Raw genomic sequence first — 16,352 nt, 5'->3', positions numbered from 1 at the left:
ACGATGATGCCCGCCCTCCTCCTGATCGCCCACGGCAGCCGCGACCCGCGCCACGCCGCGACCGTGGCCGCGCTCGTCCGGGAGGTGCGGGCGCAGCGGCCCGGTGTCGAGGTCGCCACCGCGTACCTGGACCACTGCGCGCCGCGGATCCCGCAGGTGGTGGAGCGGCTGGCGGACGCGGTGGCCGTGCCGCTGCTGCTGAACCGGGCGTTCCACGCCAAGCACGACATCCCCGCCGCCCTGCGCGCCGCCGGCTCGCGGCTGCCGGTCGCGGACGTGCTCGGCCCCTCCCCGCTGCTGCTCGCCGCCCTGGACCGGCGCCTCGCCGAGGCGGGCCCGGACCTGCGCTCGGCCGCCGTCCGCGCCCGTACCGGTGTGGTGCTGGCGGCGGCGGGCTCCTCCGACCCGGCCGCGGACGCCGCGACCCGCGCGGTGGCCGCCGAGTGGCGGCGCACCCGTGGCTGGGCGGGCGTCGAGGTCGCCTACGCCTCGGCGGGCGGGCCGCGCGTCCCCGACGCGCTCGCCGCGCTCCGGGCCGCCGGGGCCGAGCGCACCGCGGTCGCCCCCTACCTGCTCGCCCCGGGCCTGCTGCCGGACCGCATCGCGGCGGCGGCGGGCGGGGCGGACGTCGTGGCCGACACCCTGGGCCCCGCCCCCGAGCTGGCGGCCCTCCTGCTGCAGCGCTACGACGAGGCCTGCCGCACGGCGGCAGCCGTCCCGGCGCTCATCGCCTGAGCGGTCAGGACGCCTTGCGGTGCTGGTACTCGGCCACCGCTGCGGTGATCACGCTGAGCGGCACCGGTTCGTCCAGGTCCGCGATGGCGGCCTCGATCCATTCCCGCATGATGGCGGTCGGCTTCAACCCCCGCTCCCGCGCCCGACGCCGCACCTCGTCCATCACCGGCTTGGGCAGGCGCAGCGAGGTGGTGATCATCACCGACTCTGCTGCCAGCGGCTCGCCCGGCTCTGCGCTCATGACCTCGTCCTCGGTCACGTCGTGCGTCTCGTAGTACTCGGCGATCGCTTCGAGCTCCGCGCCGTTGTCACTCATCTGTCACCTGCAACTCGTCCGCTTGGGGAACAGGCGCCGTTCGGCAGCCGTCGTGCCGCGCGCAGTGGCGCAGTACCTCGCCGATGACACCGTGGTGCTGTCCGTCAGCACCACCAACAGGTAACGGCCCGCCGCGTCACGCCGAAGCAGAGCGTTGTTCCGGCTCGTCCGCCCGTGAACCAGTGAGGACGGCTGAACACGACGTCCTCGACTTCCTCCGGGTGCACGCCGTGCCGGGCGCTGTGCTCCTCGGACCGCTCGTTCCAGTAGATCTCACTGTGCACGAGCGGCAGCGTGTTGCAAACGCAATGCGCTGGGCCAGTCACGTTCACTCAAGCAGGTGATGGCGCGTGGAAGCACCGACGGCGCGCGCGGCCGGGCCGCGCGCGCCGTGGGGGTGGTGCGGGTCAGGCCGGGAGGTTCCACTTCTGGTTGGCGGCGCCGTTGCAGTCCCAGATGCCCAGCTGGTTGCCGTTGGTGGTGGAGAAGCCGAGGTCGTCCAGGCAGCGGCCGGACTGCGGGTTGAGCAGCGAGCCGTCGGGGCGGACCTGCCACTGCTGGGCGCCGGTGCCGTTGCAGTCGTAGATCTGCACCAGGGTGGCGTTGCCGGTGTGTCCGCCCTGGACGTCCAGGCACTTGCCGAGGGCGCGGATCGTGCCGTCGGTACCGATCTTCCAGGTCTGGGCGGCGTTGCCCAGGCAGTCGTAGATCTGGACGGGGGTGCCGGCGCCGCTGTTGCCGCCGCGCACGTCCACGCACTTGTTCGCGTAGCCACTGATCGGGCCGACCGGGCCCGCCGGAACGGGAGAACCGGACACGATCCAGCCGCCGGTCGCCATCATCGGGAAGAAGCAGCTCGCGGCGGCGCTGGTGTTGCCGGTGACCCAGCCGCTGCTGGAACCCGAGAAGACGGGGAACCCGTCGGGCCCGACGCCCTGACAGGTGACCGCGAGGCGCCAGGTCTGCTGCGGGTCGATGCCCGTGCAGGTGCCGAGGAAGCCGGCACCGCTCCTGCCGACGGTGCAGCTCCCGGCGGTCAGCGCGGTCTGGGCGGTCTGGGCTGAGGGCGCGTTCTGGGCGGTGCTCTCGGCGGCACCGGCGGCGGCCGGCGCGGTGAGCGCGGCGGCGCCGGCGAGCAGGGCGGTGGCGAACAGGGCGGCGGTACGACGCACGAGGGAGTCCTTCCGGGGTGGGTGAACCGGCCGGCCCGCATGTGAAGCACGGGTGTTGACGGTGTGACATTTGTGCGGGCCGCGCGAAAGCATCGGGCACGGCCTGTTCACGGTCAACGGGCGGGGATGAGGATCACGCCACCGCTCCGTCCACGAAGGGCTGGTGCGCGGCCGGGGCCGGCGCGGGTCCGGGCAGGCCGGGCGGGCCGCCGATCCGGCCGGATCGCACCCGGCCCGACTCCCCGGTCGAGCGGGAGCCGAGCCGGTGTGCACCGGTCCGGGCCCGGCCGGGCCCGGAGCCGGGTCAGATCCGCCGCAGGGTGAAGGTGTCCGCCGGGTGGCCCGCGAGGGCGTCGGCGAGGCCCCCGGAGAGCTGGTAGGAGCGGCCCGCCGGGCCGTCGAGGAGCGCGGTGGGGGCGGGGTCGACCGAGGGGCGGACGGCGGTGAGACGGGCGGTGCGCCAGTGGTCGTCCGAGCGCAGCTCGACCTCGGCGTCGCGGCCGGCCCCCAGGAGGGCGTTGGTGACGCCCGCGACGGAGCCGTCCGGTCGCCCGAGCAGGCCGTCCAGGTGGAGCAGGGACGCGCCGCCGCCGGCCACCTCGACCCGGCGCAGCCCGGCCGGGTTCCACAGCGGCACCTGCCACAGCGTGCCGTCGTCCCACTTGCCGAGGACCAGACGGCCCTCCCGGTAGACGATCCCGTTGAGGCCGTACGAACCGGGGGCGGGCGCCAGTCGCGGGTCGCGCAGCAGGACGGCGGCCGTGCCGTCCGGCGTCACCCGGTAGACGACGGGGGCGAAGGAGTCGGTGACGTAGGCGGTGCCGTCGGGGCCGACCGCGATGTCGTTGGCCAGGTGGCCGCTCCCGTCGGCGGCGACGGCGGCGAGGTCGGTGTAGAAGATCCGCCGGCCGGTGTCCAGGTCGTAGGCGCCGATCCCGGCGATCCTCCCCAGGGTGGCGGCGCTGCTGCGCTCGCCGACGCCGTTGTCGAGGTCGGTGACCAGGACCCGGCGGTGGACGGGGTCGATCCGCAGGCCGGCGACCTCGGTCAGCGCGGGGTCCTGCACCAGGGTGCGCACGCTCCCGTCGGTGCCGACGGCGGAGACGGTGCCGTGCCGCAGCGAGCCGAGCAGGAAGCGGTGGTGGGCGGCGTCCCAGGCGCCCGCCTCGGGCACCAGGGTGGGCGCGTGGCCGACGATCACGGCCGGAGCCGGGCGGTCGGCGGACGCGGCGGCGGGCAGTGTACCGGCCGTGCCGAGCAGGGCGGTGAATGCGACCGCGGCCAAGGTGCGGCGGGCGGTACGGTGCTGACGGTTGCTCATCGGAATTCCTCTGCGCGTGCGATCCGTTGACGTGATCGACTCTCGCGCGCCCGGGCGGGCCGCAGCAGTGCGTGGGAATACCGGTAGTACGACTACCAGGGAGGACGGGGGGAGATGGTCGAGGTGGAGGACGTCCAGGAGCGCCGTACGGCGCTGTCGAGTTTCCTGCGCAGCCGCCGGGCGCGGCTGGCGCCGAAGGACGTGGGGCTGGCGCCGGGGGTGCGGCGGCGCACGCCGGGGCTGCGGCGGGAGGAGCTGGCGCTGCTCGCCGGGGTGGGGGTGACCTGGTACACGTGGCTGGAGCAGGGGCGGGACATCCACCCCTCCCCGGAGGTGCTGGCGAGCCTGGCCCGGACGCTGCGGCTGGACCGCGCGGAGACGGCGTACCTGTTCCGGCTGGCCGGCAGCCACCCGCGGGACGGCGAGGTGGCCGCGCCGGGGGACGTGCCGGTCCCACTGCTGCGGCTGATGCACGCGCAGTGGCCGGCGCCGTCCTTCGTGATGGACGCCAACTGGGACATCCGGGCCTGGAACCCCGGCGCGGACGCGCTGTTCGGCCTGACCGGCCGGCCGCCGGAGGAGTGCAACCTGGCCTGGGTGGTGTTCGGCAACCCCGTGCACCGGGCCCGGGTCGAGCACTGGGAGGAGCACGCCCGCCGCTTCCTGGCGCAGCTGCGCTCCGCCTACGCCGAGCGCGGCGGCGAGGCGACGGCCGTCGGACGGCACCTGGCCCGGATGATCCAGCAGGTGCGCGGCGAGTACCCGGAGGCGGACCGCTGGCTGGACGAACACCAGGTCGCCGAGCGCTCCGGGGCCGAGAAGGTCATCCACCACGAGGCGGTGGGCGCACTGCGGATCGACCAGCACGTGCTGCTGGCCTCCGAGGGCCTGCAGCTGATCGTGATGGCCCCGCGCGACGCCGAGACGCAGGAGCGGCTGCGCGCGCTGGCCCCGACCCCGGCGGTGGCGGCGGTCTGAGGGCGTACGGCCGCCGGACGACAGCCGCGCGCCCCGGGACCCCTCGTGGTGAGGGGCCCCGGGGCGCGCGGCTGCTGAGCGTCGGGGACGCGGGTGCGGAGCGTCAGTCGAACGTGCGGCGCTGGCGACCGGTCCCGTAGTTGGAGCCGGACTTGGAGCCGCTGCCCGGCTTGGCGCGGCCGGCGGAGCGGCCGATGAAGCCGGCCGCCTGCGGACGCTCGCCGTTCTGGGCGGCGGCGCCCATCCGCTGCTTGGGGCGGGGGCGGCGCGGGTTGCCGTTCATGTCGACGTCGGTGGGCAGCCCGGAGCGCTTGCCGGGACGGCGGCGCGGGGCGCCGGCCTTGGAGCCCCGCTTCTCGTCCGCCGAGCCGGCCGCGTCGGCCGAACCCGCCGCAGCCCCGGCGGCCTGGACCACGGGCACCGCCAGGGTGACCGGGACGCCGCTCGGCGTGCGGGCGCCGGTGATCCGCGCCAGGTCGGCGTCGCCGGGGCGGATCTTGGTGACGGTCGGGCGGATGCCGGCCACCGTCATCAGCCGGTTGACCTCGCGGCGCTGCTCGGGCAGCACGAGGGTGACGACCGTACCGGACTCGCCGGCGCGGGCGGTGCGGCCGCCGCGGTGCAGGTAGTCCTTGTGGTCGACCGGCGGGTCGACGTTGACGACGAGGTCCAGGCCGTCGATGTGGATGCCGCGCGCGGCGACGTTGGTGGCGATCAGCGCGGTGACGTGGCCGTCGCGGAACTGGTCGAGGACCCGGTTGCGCTGCGGCTGGGACTTGCCGCCGTGCAGGGCGGCCGCCTTCACGCCGTTGGCGAGCAGCTGCTTGGCGAGCCGGTCGGCGCCGTGCTTGGTGTGCACGAACATGATCACGCGGCCGTCGCGGGAGGCGATGTGCGCGGTGGCGGAGGCCTTGTCGGTCTGGTCGAGCTGCAGGACGTGGTGGTCCATGGTGGTGACCGCACCGGCCGACGGGTCGACCGAGTGGGTCACCGGGTCGGTCAGGAAGCGCTTGACCAGCCGGTCGACGTTGCGGTCCAGGGTCGCGGAGAACAGCATCCGCTGCCCGCCCTCGGCGACCTGCTCCAGCAGCTTGGTGACCTGCGGCAGGAAGCCCATGTCGGCCATCTGGTCGGCCTCGTCCAGGACGGTGATCGTCACGTCGGAGAGGTTGACGTCGCCGCGTCCGATCAGGTCGTCCAGTCGGCCCGGGGTGGCGACCAGGACCTCGGTGCCGCGGCGCACGGCGTTGGCCTGCCGGTTGATCGACATGCCGCCGACGACGGTGGTGATCCGCAGGTTGACGGCGGTGGCGTACGGGGTCAGCGCCTCGGTGACCTGCTGGGCCAGCTCGCGGGTGGGCACCAGGACGAGCGCCAGCGGGTGCCGGGCGACGGCGCGGCGCCCGGCGGTGCGGGCCAGCAGCGGCAGGCCGAAGGCGAGGGTCTTGCCGGAGCCGGTGCGGCCGCGGCCGAGCACGTCGCGCCCGGCGATCGAGTCGGGCAGCGTGGCGCCCTGGATCGGGAACGGCTCGGTGACGCCCTCGCGGGTCAGCGCGGAGAGGATCGCCTTGGGCAGGTCCAGCTCGGCGAAGGTGGCCGCCGGGGGCCGGGCCGGGGTGCCCTGGACGACGGTGAAGTCGGCGGCCTCGGGCGCGGTGGCCCGGGTCTGCTTGGGAGCACCGTTCCGGGGTGCGCCGCTGCGGTTGCGCGGCTTGCGCGCGCGGTCGCCGCCGGCGTTGCTGCGGGACTGGTCGGTGCTGCGGGGGCCGCGGTCGCGCGGCGGGCGGGCAGGGGTGGTCACGGGATCTCCGTCCGTAGGTCGGCAGCCCGCGTCGCGGGCTGGTCGGCCGTCGGCATGGAGTGCGCCGCCCCGGCCGTTCGGCGGCATGAGCGGGGGCCCGCACCGTGCGGTGCGGGCCCCGCTTCGCGATTATCGCGAGTCAGCGTGGGCTGACGTCAGCCGATGATCTGGATGTTCTCGGCCTGCGGGCCCTTCTGGCCCTGGGTCACGTCGAACTCGACCTTCTGGCCCTCGAACAGCTCACGGAAGCCCTGAGCCTGGATGTTCGAGTAGTGGGCGAACACGTCGGCGCCGCCGCCGTCCTGCTCGATGAAGCCGAAGCCCTTTTCGCTGTTGAACCACTTCACGGTGCCGGTAGCCATAACCGTCTCCTCTAACTGGGGCATCAGGGATCCACACCTCGTGAATCCCCAAGTAGCCGCGATCCCCATCCGGAGACTGAAACACCGGACAAAACAAATGCGCCTGTTGGTTGGAACCAGCAGGCGCACATACACGTTCATGGGAACCAAAACTGCAACTGACTCGACTGTAGCACGGTGACACCCCGGGCGACCGGGGATTTTCCGCTGAACAGATCACGTTTGGCGCCCCCGACGAGCGGGCAAGCGGCGCCCCGCCGGAGCTGGGCGCCGCCTGTGGGGCGGTCCGGGCCGACCCGGGCTCGGCCCAGGTCGGTCCGGGGTGGGCCCGGGTGGGCCTGCGGTCAGCGCCGCCCGGCCGGCTCCGGCACGCCGTGCGTGCCCGCCAGCGGGGCCGGACCGCCGCCGTGGCCGTGACCGGGGCTGTCGGCGTGGCCGGGCCACCAGGCGCGGTGGCCGAGCAGCGCGGTGAGCGCCGGGGTGAAGAACATCGCCATCACGAAGGCCGCCAGCACGATGCCGAAGGCCAGCGAGAAGCCGAGCTCCATGAAGAGCACGTTGCCCGCGAGCATGAAGGTCGCGAACGACGCCGCCAGGATGAAGCCGGCCGCCGCGACGGTCGGGCCGCCGTGCTTGACGGCCTCGCGGGCCGCCTCGCGCGGGGTCCGGCCCTCACGGGCCTCCTCGCGGAGGCGGGCGATGATCAGGATGTTGTAGTCGGTGCCGATCGCCACCACGAAGAGGTAGATGAAGATCGGCAGCATGAACATCAGGCCCTGCTCGCCCTTGATGTTCTGGAACACCACGGTGGTGGCACCGAGGGTGCCGCCGAAGCCGAGGCCGACCGAGGCCATCAGGTACCAGGGCGCGACCACGCTGCGCAGCTGCAGACCCAGGATGATCATGATGAGCAGGGCCGCGATCGGGAAGACCAGGGTGTAGTCGTGCGCCATCGCGGTGTTGATGTCCTTGTACACCGAGGTGATGCCGCCGACCAGCGCCTTGCTGTCGGCCGGGGCCGAGGCGTGGGCGGTGTCACGGACCTTGGCGATGGTGTCGATGGCCTTGTTGGAGGCCGGCGCGTCGCTGAGCATCACGGTGAAGTCACCGGTGGTGCCGTCGGCGCTGATCGCCTTGTTCTCGCTGCTCGGCGTGACGACGGAGGCCACCCCGGGCACGCCCTGGAGCTTGCCGGCGAAGTCGTTGAGCGCGGACTCGCTGAGCTTGGAGCCGTTGGTGCTGGTCAGGAAGACGTGACTCGGGTCGGCGGTGCCGGCCGAGAAGGCGGTCATCAGCTTGTCCTGGACGACCATCGACTCCTTGCCCTTGGGCATGGAGCTGCCGGCCAGGTCGTAGGTGCCGTTGTAGTTGACGCCGGCCAGGGTCAGCACCACCAGGATGCCGCCGGAGACCAGGGCGACCAGGCCGGGCTTCTTGCCGGTCATCCGGCCGAGCGCGGCGAAGCGGGCGTTCTGCGGCTCCTGCATCCACTTCTTGCCGGGCCAGAACACGGCCCGGGACGGGATGACGGCGAGCACGGCCGGGGCCAGGGTCAGCGAGACCAGGGCGGTCGCGACGACCGCGATGGCCAGCGCCGGGCCGAGCGCGGTGAACATGCCCAGGCTGGAGAGGACCAGCACGGCGAAGGCGACGGCGACGGCACCGGCGGCGGAGGCGATCGCCTCGCCGACCCGGCCGACGGCGTTGGCCACGGCCGTCTTGCGGTCCTCGCCCAGGCGCAGCCGCTCGCGGTAGCGGAAGGACAGGAAGAGGAAGTAGTCCGTGCCGACGCCGAGGACGACGATGATCAGGATCGCCGAGGTCATCGGGGAGGACTTCAGGTCGAACACCTTGATCGCGTCGGCGATCAGGCCGTTGGCCACCGGCATCGCGATGACCAGCGAGAGCAGGACCGGCAGGATGCCGGCCAGGATGCTGCGGAAGATGATGCCGACGATCAGGATGACGAGCACCAGGCTGCCGAGCATGACGATCATGTCGGTGGCCCCGGAGGCGTCCTTCTGGTCCAGACTGCTGGCGGCCTGACCGCCGACCTGGAACTTCAGGCCGCTGCCGTCGGCGAGCCTGGTGCCCTCCTCGCGCAGCTTCTTGGCCGCGTCGGGGAACTCCTGGCTCTCCATCTTGTTCTTGTCGATGCCGACCATGGACAGCGCGTACTTGCCGTCCTTGGACTTCGAGGTCTTGGGGTCGACCGGCAGGATCTTCTCGACGGCGGGGATCTTCGCGTCGGTGAGACCGTTGACGATCTTGTCCATCGAGGCCTGGTCGGCGGTGGTCAGCGCCTGGCCGTCGTTGCGCTCGAAGAGCAGCAGCGCGGAGGGGGTGAAGCTCGCCGGGAACGCGTGCTCCTGGAGCTGCGCGGCCTGGATGGACTCGTAGTGCTTGGGCAGGAATGCGGACTCGTCCGTCTGCGAGGTGACCTTCGGCGCGGAGCCGACGATGGCGATCATCGCGACGATCCACGCCGCGATCACCCACCACGCGCGACGAACGACGAAGTGTCCTAGTCGGTGGAACATGCTCGTGATGCCTCCTGGGCATGGTTCACCGCAGCCCTTTGGGGGACGGGACGCTGGGCGACGGCAGGACCGGTCCGGGCCCGCACGGGATGCGCAGGCCCTTGCCGGTCGGCAGGTAAGTGACGTGGGGCATCATCGTACGAGCACTGGCTTGCCGCCCGGCAAGGAGCCCCCGTATTCCAACCCCCGTGCGGGACCGCCCCGAAACGGCCCCGACCCAGTTTCCCCCGAACACGGACCCGATGACCTCGTGCTCCGGGTGGAGTCACCTCCCCCTCAGGGTGGAGCCGGATCCCCTACCCCCAGGTGGAGTTCTCGGGGTCGGGGGGTAGGGAAAACCCCACCCCTCCCCCCGAGGCAGACCCCAGGGCAGGCTCACCCGCCAGCCCGATTCCCGCCCGACCCCGCCTTCCCTACTGTCGGTTGCGACGCCGGATCCGCAACCGGCCTGCAGCACAAGGCGGTTCGGACGACCAGGGCCACCGCCGCTCACGACCGGCGACGAACCGCCGCTCTCCCAGGGGGAACCTCCGTGAAACCCGTGCAGTCCCGACCCACCCAGGCCGGACTCGGCATCGCCGCCACGATGGGCGTCTGGAGCGCCCGGCACCGGAAGACCGCCGTCTTCGGCTGGCTGCTCTTCGTCGTGCTCGCCGCGGTGCTCGGCGGCATGCACGGCAGCACCAAGGTGACCGAGGCCGAGTCGATGCCCGGACAGGTCTCCCGGGCCGCGAAGATCCTCGCCGAGGCCGGCCTGACGAGCCCGGCGAGCGAGACCGTCCTGGTCCAGAGCGTCACCCGCAGCGCCGACGACCCCGACTTCCGCACCGCCGTCGACCAGGTCGTCTCCGCCGTCGACGGCACCGGCAAGGCCGCCGGGATCCGCTCGCCGTACGACACCAAGGCCGTCTCCCCGGACGGCCACTCCGCGCTCGTCCTGGTCACGCTCAAGGGCGACCGGGACGAGGCGGTCGCGAACGTCGGGGCGGTGATGGACGCGGTGGCCGGCGTGCAGCGGCAGAACCCCGGCCTGACCGTGGCCGAGCTCGGCGACGCCAGCTCCGGCAAGTGGATCCAGGACCAGTTCAAGAACGACTTCTCCCGCGCCGAGTGGACGGCCGTCCCGCTCGCCCTCGGCATCCTGCTGATCGCCTTCGGGGCGCTGGTCGCCGCCGTGCTGCCGGTGGTGCTCGCGCTGACCGCCTTCGTCGCGGCCGCCGGGCTGGTCGCGCTCGGCAGCGGCCTGCTGCACACCAGCGACGACGCCAGCTCGGTGATGCTGCTGGTCGGCCTCGCCGTCGGCGTCGACTACTGCCTGTTCTACCTGCGCCGCGAGCGCGAGGAACGGGCCGCCGGGCGCGACGCGCACACCGCACTGACCGTGGCCGCCGCCACCAGCGGCCGGGCCGTGCTCGTCTCCGGCGTCACCGTGGTGGTCGCCATGGCCGGCATGTTCCTCACCGGGATCGCCGACTTCCGGGCGATGGCCTTCGCCACCATCCTGGTCGTGATCACCGCCGTGCTCGGTTCGCTGACCGTGCTGCCCGCCCTGCTGTCGATGCTCGGCGACCGCGTCGACAAGGGGCGGGTGCCCCTGCTCGCCCGGCTCCGCCGACCGGACGCGGGCCGGACCGGCGGACGGTTCTGGAACGCGGTGCTCACCCCGGTGCTGAGCCGCCCGCTGGCGTCCACCCTGCTCGCCGGGGCCTTCCTGCTCGCCCTGGCCGCACCGCTGCTCACCATGCGCACCGCCAACCTGACCTTCCGGCAGCAGCTGCCCGCGGGCAACGCCCTCGTCGCCGCCTCGCAGAAGATCGAGGCCGCCTTCCCCGGCAGCCCCGCCCCGGCCACCGTCGTCATCAAGGCCGCCGACATCGACTCCCCCGCGATGACCGCCGCGATCGCCGACCTCAGGGCGAGGGCACTGGCCGGCGGGCGGATGCACGGCCCGGTCGAGGTCGCCGTGCACCCCGCCGAGAACGTCGCCACCGTCGACATCCCGCTCGACGGCACCGGCAACGACGCCACCAGCAACGACGCGCTGAGGACCCTGCGCGAGGACCTGGTGCCCTCGACCGTCCTCAGGGTGCCCGGCACCGAGGCCCCCGTCACCGGACGCACCGCCGGGTCGTACGACTTCAACGCCAGGATGACCGGCTCGATGCCGCTGGTCTTCGGCTTCGTCATCGCCTTCGCCTTCCTGCTGATGCTCACCTCCTTCCGCTCGCCGGCCGTGGCCCTCACCGCCGTCGTGCTCAACCTGCTGTCGGTGGGCGCCGCGTACGGGGTGCTGACGCTGGTCTTCCAGCACGGCGTCGGCGCCTCGCTGCTGGGCACCGCCGGCGTCGGGGCCGTGGAGTCCTGGGTGCCGCTGTTCCTCTTCGTGATCCTCTTCGGGCTCTCGATGGACTACCACGTCTTCGTGGTCTCCCGGATCAAGGAGGGCCACGACCGCGGGCTGCCGACCCGCGCCGCGATCGCCCACGGCATCCGCTCCACGGCCGGGGTCGTCACCAGCGCCGCGGTGATCATGGTGGCGGTGTTCGCGGTCTTCGGCACCCTGTCCATGCAGGCGATGAAGCAGATGGGCGTCGGCCTGGCGGTCGCCGTCCTGATCGACGCCACCGTGATCCGCGCCGTGCTGCTGCCCTCGGTGATGAGCCTGCTCGGCGAGCGCAACTGGTACCTGCCGCGCTGGCTGAACTGGCTGCCGGACCTGTCGCACGGCGAGACCGTGCCGCCGCCCGGCGACGTGGACGCCCCGCACCCCCGGCCCGCCGCCCCCGCGGACGGCGCCGCCCGGCACCGGCGGGTCGGGGTCTGAGCCGCCGCCGGTGACGCGCACCACGCCGGGCCCCGCAACGCGCCGGGCCCGGCATCGGTGCGTCATGATGATCACCGTCCCGGGTCCCCCGGGTGAACACCGCCGGAACGGAGCCCAGTCATGATCCCCTTCGACGAGGGCCGCGCCCGGCTGCTGCTCGCCCACGCCTGCGAGTCCGCCGGACTTCCCGGCCCCGGCGACGCCCGGCTGCTCGCACTCGGCGAGAACGCCGTCTTCGACCTCGGCGACCCGGCCGTGGTCGCCAAGGTCGGCCGCGGCCCCGAGCTGTACGACCGGGCGCACCGCGAGCTCACCGTCGCCCACTGGCTGGCCGGACAGGGCGTCCCGGTGGTGCGCCCGTACGACGCGGTGGCGCCCGAACCGCAACTCGCCGACGGGCACCCCGTCACCTTCTGGCACCGGCTCGCACCCGCCGTCCGCCCCGCCCGCCCGGTCGACCTCGCCCCGCTGCTGCGCACCCTGCACCGGCTGCCGGTACCGCCCGTGCCGCTCGGCCGGCGCGACCTGCTGGCCCCGGTCGAACGCTGGCTGGCCTCCGCCGAGGGCCACGTCGACCCCGCGGACGTCGCCTTCCTGCGCCACCGCCGGGACGCCTTCGAGGCCGCCCTGCCCGACCTCGTCCCCCGGCTGCACCCCGGCGTGATCCATGGCGACGCGCTGCCGCGCAACGTCCACGTCGGCCCGGACGGACCGGTGCTGCTCGACCTCGAATTCGTCGCGAACGACCTGCGGGAGCACGACCTGGTGGTCCTCGCCCTCGCCCACGACCGTTACGGCGTGCCCGGCGAGGAGTACCGGGCGTTCACCGAGGCGTACGGCTGGGACGTGCGCGAGTGGCCCGGCTTCACGGTGCTGCGCGGCGCCCGCGAGACCGCCAGCGCCTCCTGGGTCGCGCAGCAGGCCGCGAGCAACCCGGCCGCCCTGGCCGAGTTCCGGCGGCGGGTCGACTCCCTGCGGGACGGTGCCACCGGGGTGCGCTGGTACCCGTTCTGACGGCGGGGCGATACCCCGATCCAGGGCCGGGTGCCAACCGGGGCGGGTGTGAGAAGGGTCCCGGGCGGAAGCGGTCCGGCGCGCAACCACGGCACGTAGGCTCGGCGTCCTACCGGACAGTCATCCTGACCCGAGGGATCGGCACCGTACTCGTACCTCAGGAGCCGCCGCCATGCACCGGACCGCCCGCCGCCCCTCCGCTCCGACCCTCCCCTCCCGCTCCGGGCGCCGGCTGATCGCGGGCTGCATCGGGCTGGCCGCCGTGCTGGGGCTCACCGCGTGCGGGACCGCCAGCGGCGCGCTGCAGTCGCCGAGCACCGCCGCCCAGCCGCCGGTCGCCGCGCACCCGAGCGGAACGGCGGCGGCCACCACCGCCCCGACGCCCGGCTCCGACGGGATACCCCCGGCCGCAGGCGCCTCCGGGTCCGCGGCGTCCTCGTCGTCGGCCGGGTCCTCGTCGTCGGCCGCTCCTGCCGTCCCGGTGAAGCCGCGCACGCCCCGGCCTGGGGACTCCTCCGGCCCCGCCTCCCCGGCCGCGCCCGCGGTGCCGGCCTCGCCCGCCGCGTCCTCCTCGCCCGCCGCGCCGCCCGAGCACCCCGGGGCGGGCACCGTGATCGGCTCCACCGCCTCCGGCGGCCGCACCGTCGCCCTCACCTTCGACGACGGCCCCGGCCCCGCGACCGGCCAGATCCTCGACCTGCTCGCCCAGTACCACGCCAAGGCCACCTTCTGCGAGATCGGCCAGAACGCCGCCGCCAACCCGGCCCTGGTCAAGCGCGTCCTGGCCGCCGGGCACCGGCTCTGCGACCACAGCGTCCACCACCCGCAGCCGTTCGCGAAGCTCCCGCACGACAAGGCCGCGTACGAGATCGGCGCGGCCCGCGACATGATCGTCCAGGCCGGCGGCCCGGGCACCCGGGTCGACTGGTTCCGCGCCCCGGGCGGCGGCTTCGACGCCGACAACGAGCACATCACCGCGGGCCTCGGGATGTCCTCGCTCGGCTGGTCCGTCGACCCGCGCGACTGGTCCCGCCCCGGCGTGCCGGCCATCGTCGCCACCGTCCAGAAGCAGCTCAAGCCGGGCGGCATCATCCTGATGCACGACGGAGGCGGCGACCGCAGCCAGACCGTGGCCGCGCTCAAGCAGCTGCTTCCCTGGCTGGTCGCCCAGGGCTACACCTTCGACTTCCCGGCGCAGTAGCGCGGTTCCCGGCGTCGCCCCCACGGGCGGGGCCTCGAAGACGGGACCCTAGGGTGTGCGGCGTGACCGACAGCAGCCCCACCCCCGCCGAACTCGTCGCCGCCGTACCGGGACTGGCTCCCTACCTGCGGCCCGCCACGCTGCTCCACCCGTACGCCGCGACACCCGAACCGGCCGCGAGCCGGATCGGCGGCCCGGCTCTGTGGCCGGCCGGCGAGCCCTGGCCGCACTGCACGGCCAAGCACCTGGACGACGACTACCAGGACGTCTCCCCGGCCGACCGCGCGATCTGGGAGGGCATCGACCGCGCGCTGCACGAGCGGGCCCGGGCCGGCGGCGACCCGCACGTCCTCACCTCCGAGGAAGCCACCGAGAAGCGCCGGATCATGGACGGCGCCGGCTCCCTCGACCTCACGAACTGGCGCCTCCACCGGAAGGTCGCCGAACGGCCCGCGGCCGGCACGGCCGTGGTGCCGCTGGCACACATCCGCGCCGAGGACGCCCCGCACCTGCCCTGGCCGGAGGGCACCGACCGGCTGCAGGTGCTCTGGTGCCCCAACGACCACGACGACATCCAGGGCGAGCGCTTCTACTACGGCCCGAACGTCGAACTGCACTGGCAGCGCGCCGCCGACCTCTCCCCGGTCACCCCGCCGGCACCCCGGCGCAGCGACGAGTACTACCTGCCGACGCCCTGCGCGCTGCGCCCCGAGCAGGTCCTCGACCTGCCCGACCAGGACGAGCTGCCCGGTGAACTCCACGACGCCGCAGAGGAGTTCGCGCAGCGGCACGAACTGGAGTACCACCGCGCGCTGTCCTGCGCGGACGGCTGGAAGCTCGGCGGCTGGCCGTCCTGGCACTCCACCGACCTGATCCCGATCGACTGCGGCTGCGGCGCCCGGATGGTCCACCTGCTCACCGTGGACAGCGGCGGGGACCCGGACCTGTCCGTCGGGCGCTTCGGCGAACTGCACGTGTTCGTCTGCCCGGTGGACCTCGCGCACCCGGTGGGCCTGGACCTGCAGTAGCCTCGACGGGGCCCCCGGTCGGACCGCGACCGGGCCGGCCGTCGGCCCGCCGGGCCCCCGTCAGGTGTGGTCGAGCCGGTGGACCTGCCGGGAGCCGCCCTCCGGGCCCGGGGCGGGGCGTACGGGGCGGGCGGTCATCGGGCCGGTGTGCCGGGCTCGGGCCGCTAGCGGGCGGGCCAGCGCGGGTCGACCACCGCCTGCGGGTCCTTGCCTCGGCGCAGCCAGGCCTGCAGGCCCTCCGCCCACGTCCGGTACCAGTCGATCTGCCGGCGGTGCAGCTCGGCCGGAGCGACCGCCCCCACCTCGGCCGGGTAGCGCCCGGCCAGTGCGACGGCGACCCGGACGGCGGCCAGTGCGTCGCTGCCCGCCTCGTGGGCGTCCGTCAGTTCCACCCCGTACACCTCGCAGACCCGCTGCAGGGTGCGCGAGCCCTTGCGGTACTTGTCCACGCCGCGGTCGATCACCAGCGCGTCCAGCACCGGCCCGACCGGCCCGCCGAGGCGCTCCGCGAGCGTCGCCAGTCCGTGCCGGCGCAGCTCGGCGTCGAGCAGCGACAGGTCGAACGGCGCGTTGAACGCCACCACCGGTCTCCCGGCGGCTATCCGCTCGCACAACGCGGCGGCTATCTCCTCCACCGCTTCCTTCGCCGGCCGCCCCTTGCCCCGCGCCACCGCGTCCCCGATCCCGTGGATCGCCTCCGCCTCGGCGGGTATCGGCACCCCGGGGTCGAGCAGCCAGTGCGCGGCCCCCACCCGGGCGGCCCCGACCGTGTCCACGAGCGCGGCCGTGACGATGCGGTCCACGGCCGGGTCGGTGCCCGTGGTCTCCAGGTCGAAGCCGACCAGTGGCTGCTGCCACCAGCTCATCAGGTGTGTCCTTCCGTCCTGTCTCTCGAAACAGCCCCCATCATCACCCGCCCCACCGACAACCCGGCCCACCGGTCGGCCCGCCGGCGTCGCGGACGGGCCGGAACGGGTACGGTCGGCCGGTCGACGGCACCCCGAACGCCCGGAATCCCAGGGGCACCGGCGGGCACCGGCAGGCACCGGCAGGCACCGGC

The 16,352-nt window shown here is 74.0% G+C and carries 13 protein-coding genes; 6 read left to right on the top strand and 7 right to left on the bottom strand.

Features of this window, described 5'->3' with window-relative positions:
• Positions 1–3: 3 nt before the first annotated feature.
• Positions 4–735, top strand: coding sequence for a sirohydrochlorin chelatase (locus ACZ7KX_RS13255; RefSeq protein ID WP_470326528.1), 732 nt, complete (start codon positions 4–6; stop codon positions 733–735).
• Between the two features lie 4 nt (positions 736–739).
• Here ACZ7KX_RS13255 and ACZ7KX_RS13250 read toward each other — a convergent pair whose 3' ends face one another.
• From ACZ7KX_RS13250 to ACZ7KX_RS13240, 3 genes are all read right to left on the bottom strand, one after another.
• Positions 740–1,051 carry a hypothetical protein gene (locus tag ACZ7KX_RS13250; protein ID WP_470326527.1) on the bottom strand — a complete coding sequence of 104 codons (312 nt, stop codon included), beginning with the start codon at positions 1,049–1,051 and terminating at the stop codon, positions 740–742.
• 407 nt (positions 1,052–1,458) lie between these two features.
• Positions 1,459–2,223 (bottom strand): ricin-type beta-trefoil lectin domain protein, encoded by a 765-nt coding sequence (locus ACZ7KX_RS13245; protein ID WP_470326526.1) that lies wholly within the window; start codon positions 2,221–2,223, stop codon positions 1,459–1,461.
• Between the two features lie 304 nt (positions 2,224–2,527).
• Entirely contained in the window at positions 2,528–3,544 is a 1,017-nt protein-coding gene (locus ACZ7KX_RS13240) for a hypothetical protein (RefSeq protein WP_470326525.1), read from the bottom strand.
• A 114-nt stretch (positions 3,545–3,658) separates the two neighbouring features.
• Between ACZ7KX_RS13240 and ACZ7KX_RS13235 the strand changes: the two genes are divergently transcribed.
• On the top strand, positions 3,659–4,522 hold the full coding sequence (locus ACZ7KX_RS13235) for a helix-turn-helix transcriptional regulator (RefSeq protein WP_396553056.1): 864 nt from the start codon (positions 3,659–3,661) through the stop codon (positions 4,520–4,522).
• A 103-nt stretch (positions 4,523–4,625) separates the two neighbouring features.
• Here ACZ7KX_RS13235 and ACZ7KX_RS13230 read toward each other — a convergent pair whose 3' ends face one another.
• From ACZ7KX_RS13230 to ACZ7KX_RS13220, 3 genes are all read right to left on the bottom strand, one after another.
• Positions 4,626–6,323, bottom strand: a complete 1,698-nt coding sequence (locus tag ACZ7KX_RS13230) for a DEAD/DEAH box helicase (protein ID WP_470326524.1) — start codon at positions 6,321–6,323, stop codon at positions 4,626–4,628.
• Between the two features lie 155 nt (positions 6,324–6,478).
• A complete protein-coding gene (locus ACZ7KX_RS13225; RefSeq protein ID WP_030060364.1) occupies positions 6,479–6,685 on the bottom strand; it encodes a cold-shock protein in 207 nt (68 codons plus the stop codon).
• Between the two features lie 344 nt (positions 6,686–7,029).
• A complete protein-coding gene (locus ACZ7KX_RS13220) occupies positions 7,030–9,225 on the bottom strand; it encodes an MMPL family transporter (RefSeq protein ID WP_470326523.1) in 2,196 nt (731 codons plus the stop codon).
• Between the two features lie 586 nt (positions 9,226–9,811).
• Here ACZ7KX_RS13220 and ACZ7KX_RS13215 point away from each other — a divergent pair.
• The 4 genes from ACZ7KX_RS13215 (at position 9,812) to ACZ7KX_RS13200 (ending at position 15,292) form a co-directional block, all read left to right on the top strand.
• Positions 9,812–12,049, top strand: coding sequence for an MMPL family transporter (locus ACZ7KX_RS13215; protein WP_470326689.1), 2,238 nt, complete (start codon positions 9,812–9,814; stop codon positions 12,047–12,049).
• Positions 12,050–12,169: 120 nt separating this feature from the next.
• Positions 12,170–13,063, top strand: a complete 894-nt coding sequence (locus ACZ7KX_RS13210; RefSeq protein WP_350523580.1) for a phosphotransferase enzyme family protein — start codon at positions 12,170–12,172, stop codon at positions 13,061–13,063.
• A 172-nt stretch (positions 13,064–13,235) separates the two neighbouring features.
• Positions 13,236–14,264, top strand: coding sequence for a polysaccharide deacetylase family protein (locus tag ACZ7KX_RS13205; RefSeq protein ID WP_470326522.1), 1,029 nt, complete (start codon positions 13,236–13,238; stop codon positions 14,262–14,264).
• A gap of 62 nt (positions 14,265–14,326) precedes the next feature.
• Positions 14,327–15,292 (top strand): DUF1963 domain-containing protein, encoded by a 966-nt coding sequence (locus ACZ7KX_RS13200; protein WP_470326521.1) that lies wholly within the window; start codon positions 14,327–14,329, stop codon positions 15,290–15,292.
• 164 nt (positions 15,293–15,456) lie between these two features.
• Here the strand turns inward: ACZ7KX_RS13200 and ACZ7KX_RS13195 are convergent, their stop codons facing one another.
• Positions 15,457–16,158 (bottom strand): exonuclease domain-containing protein, encoded by a 702-nt coding sequence (locus ACZ7KX_RS13195; protein WP_470326520.1) that lies wholly within the window; start codon positions 16,156–16,158, stop codon positions 15,457–15,459.
• Positions 16,159–16,352: the final 194 nt, after the last annotated feature.

This window comes from Kitasatospora sp. NPDC038210 (genome assembly GCF_055600605.1).
Note: the sequence above shows the minus strand (reverse complement) of the source record. Positions and strands in the feature narration are given on the sequence as shown.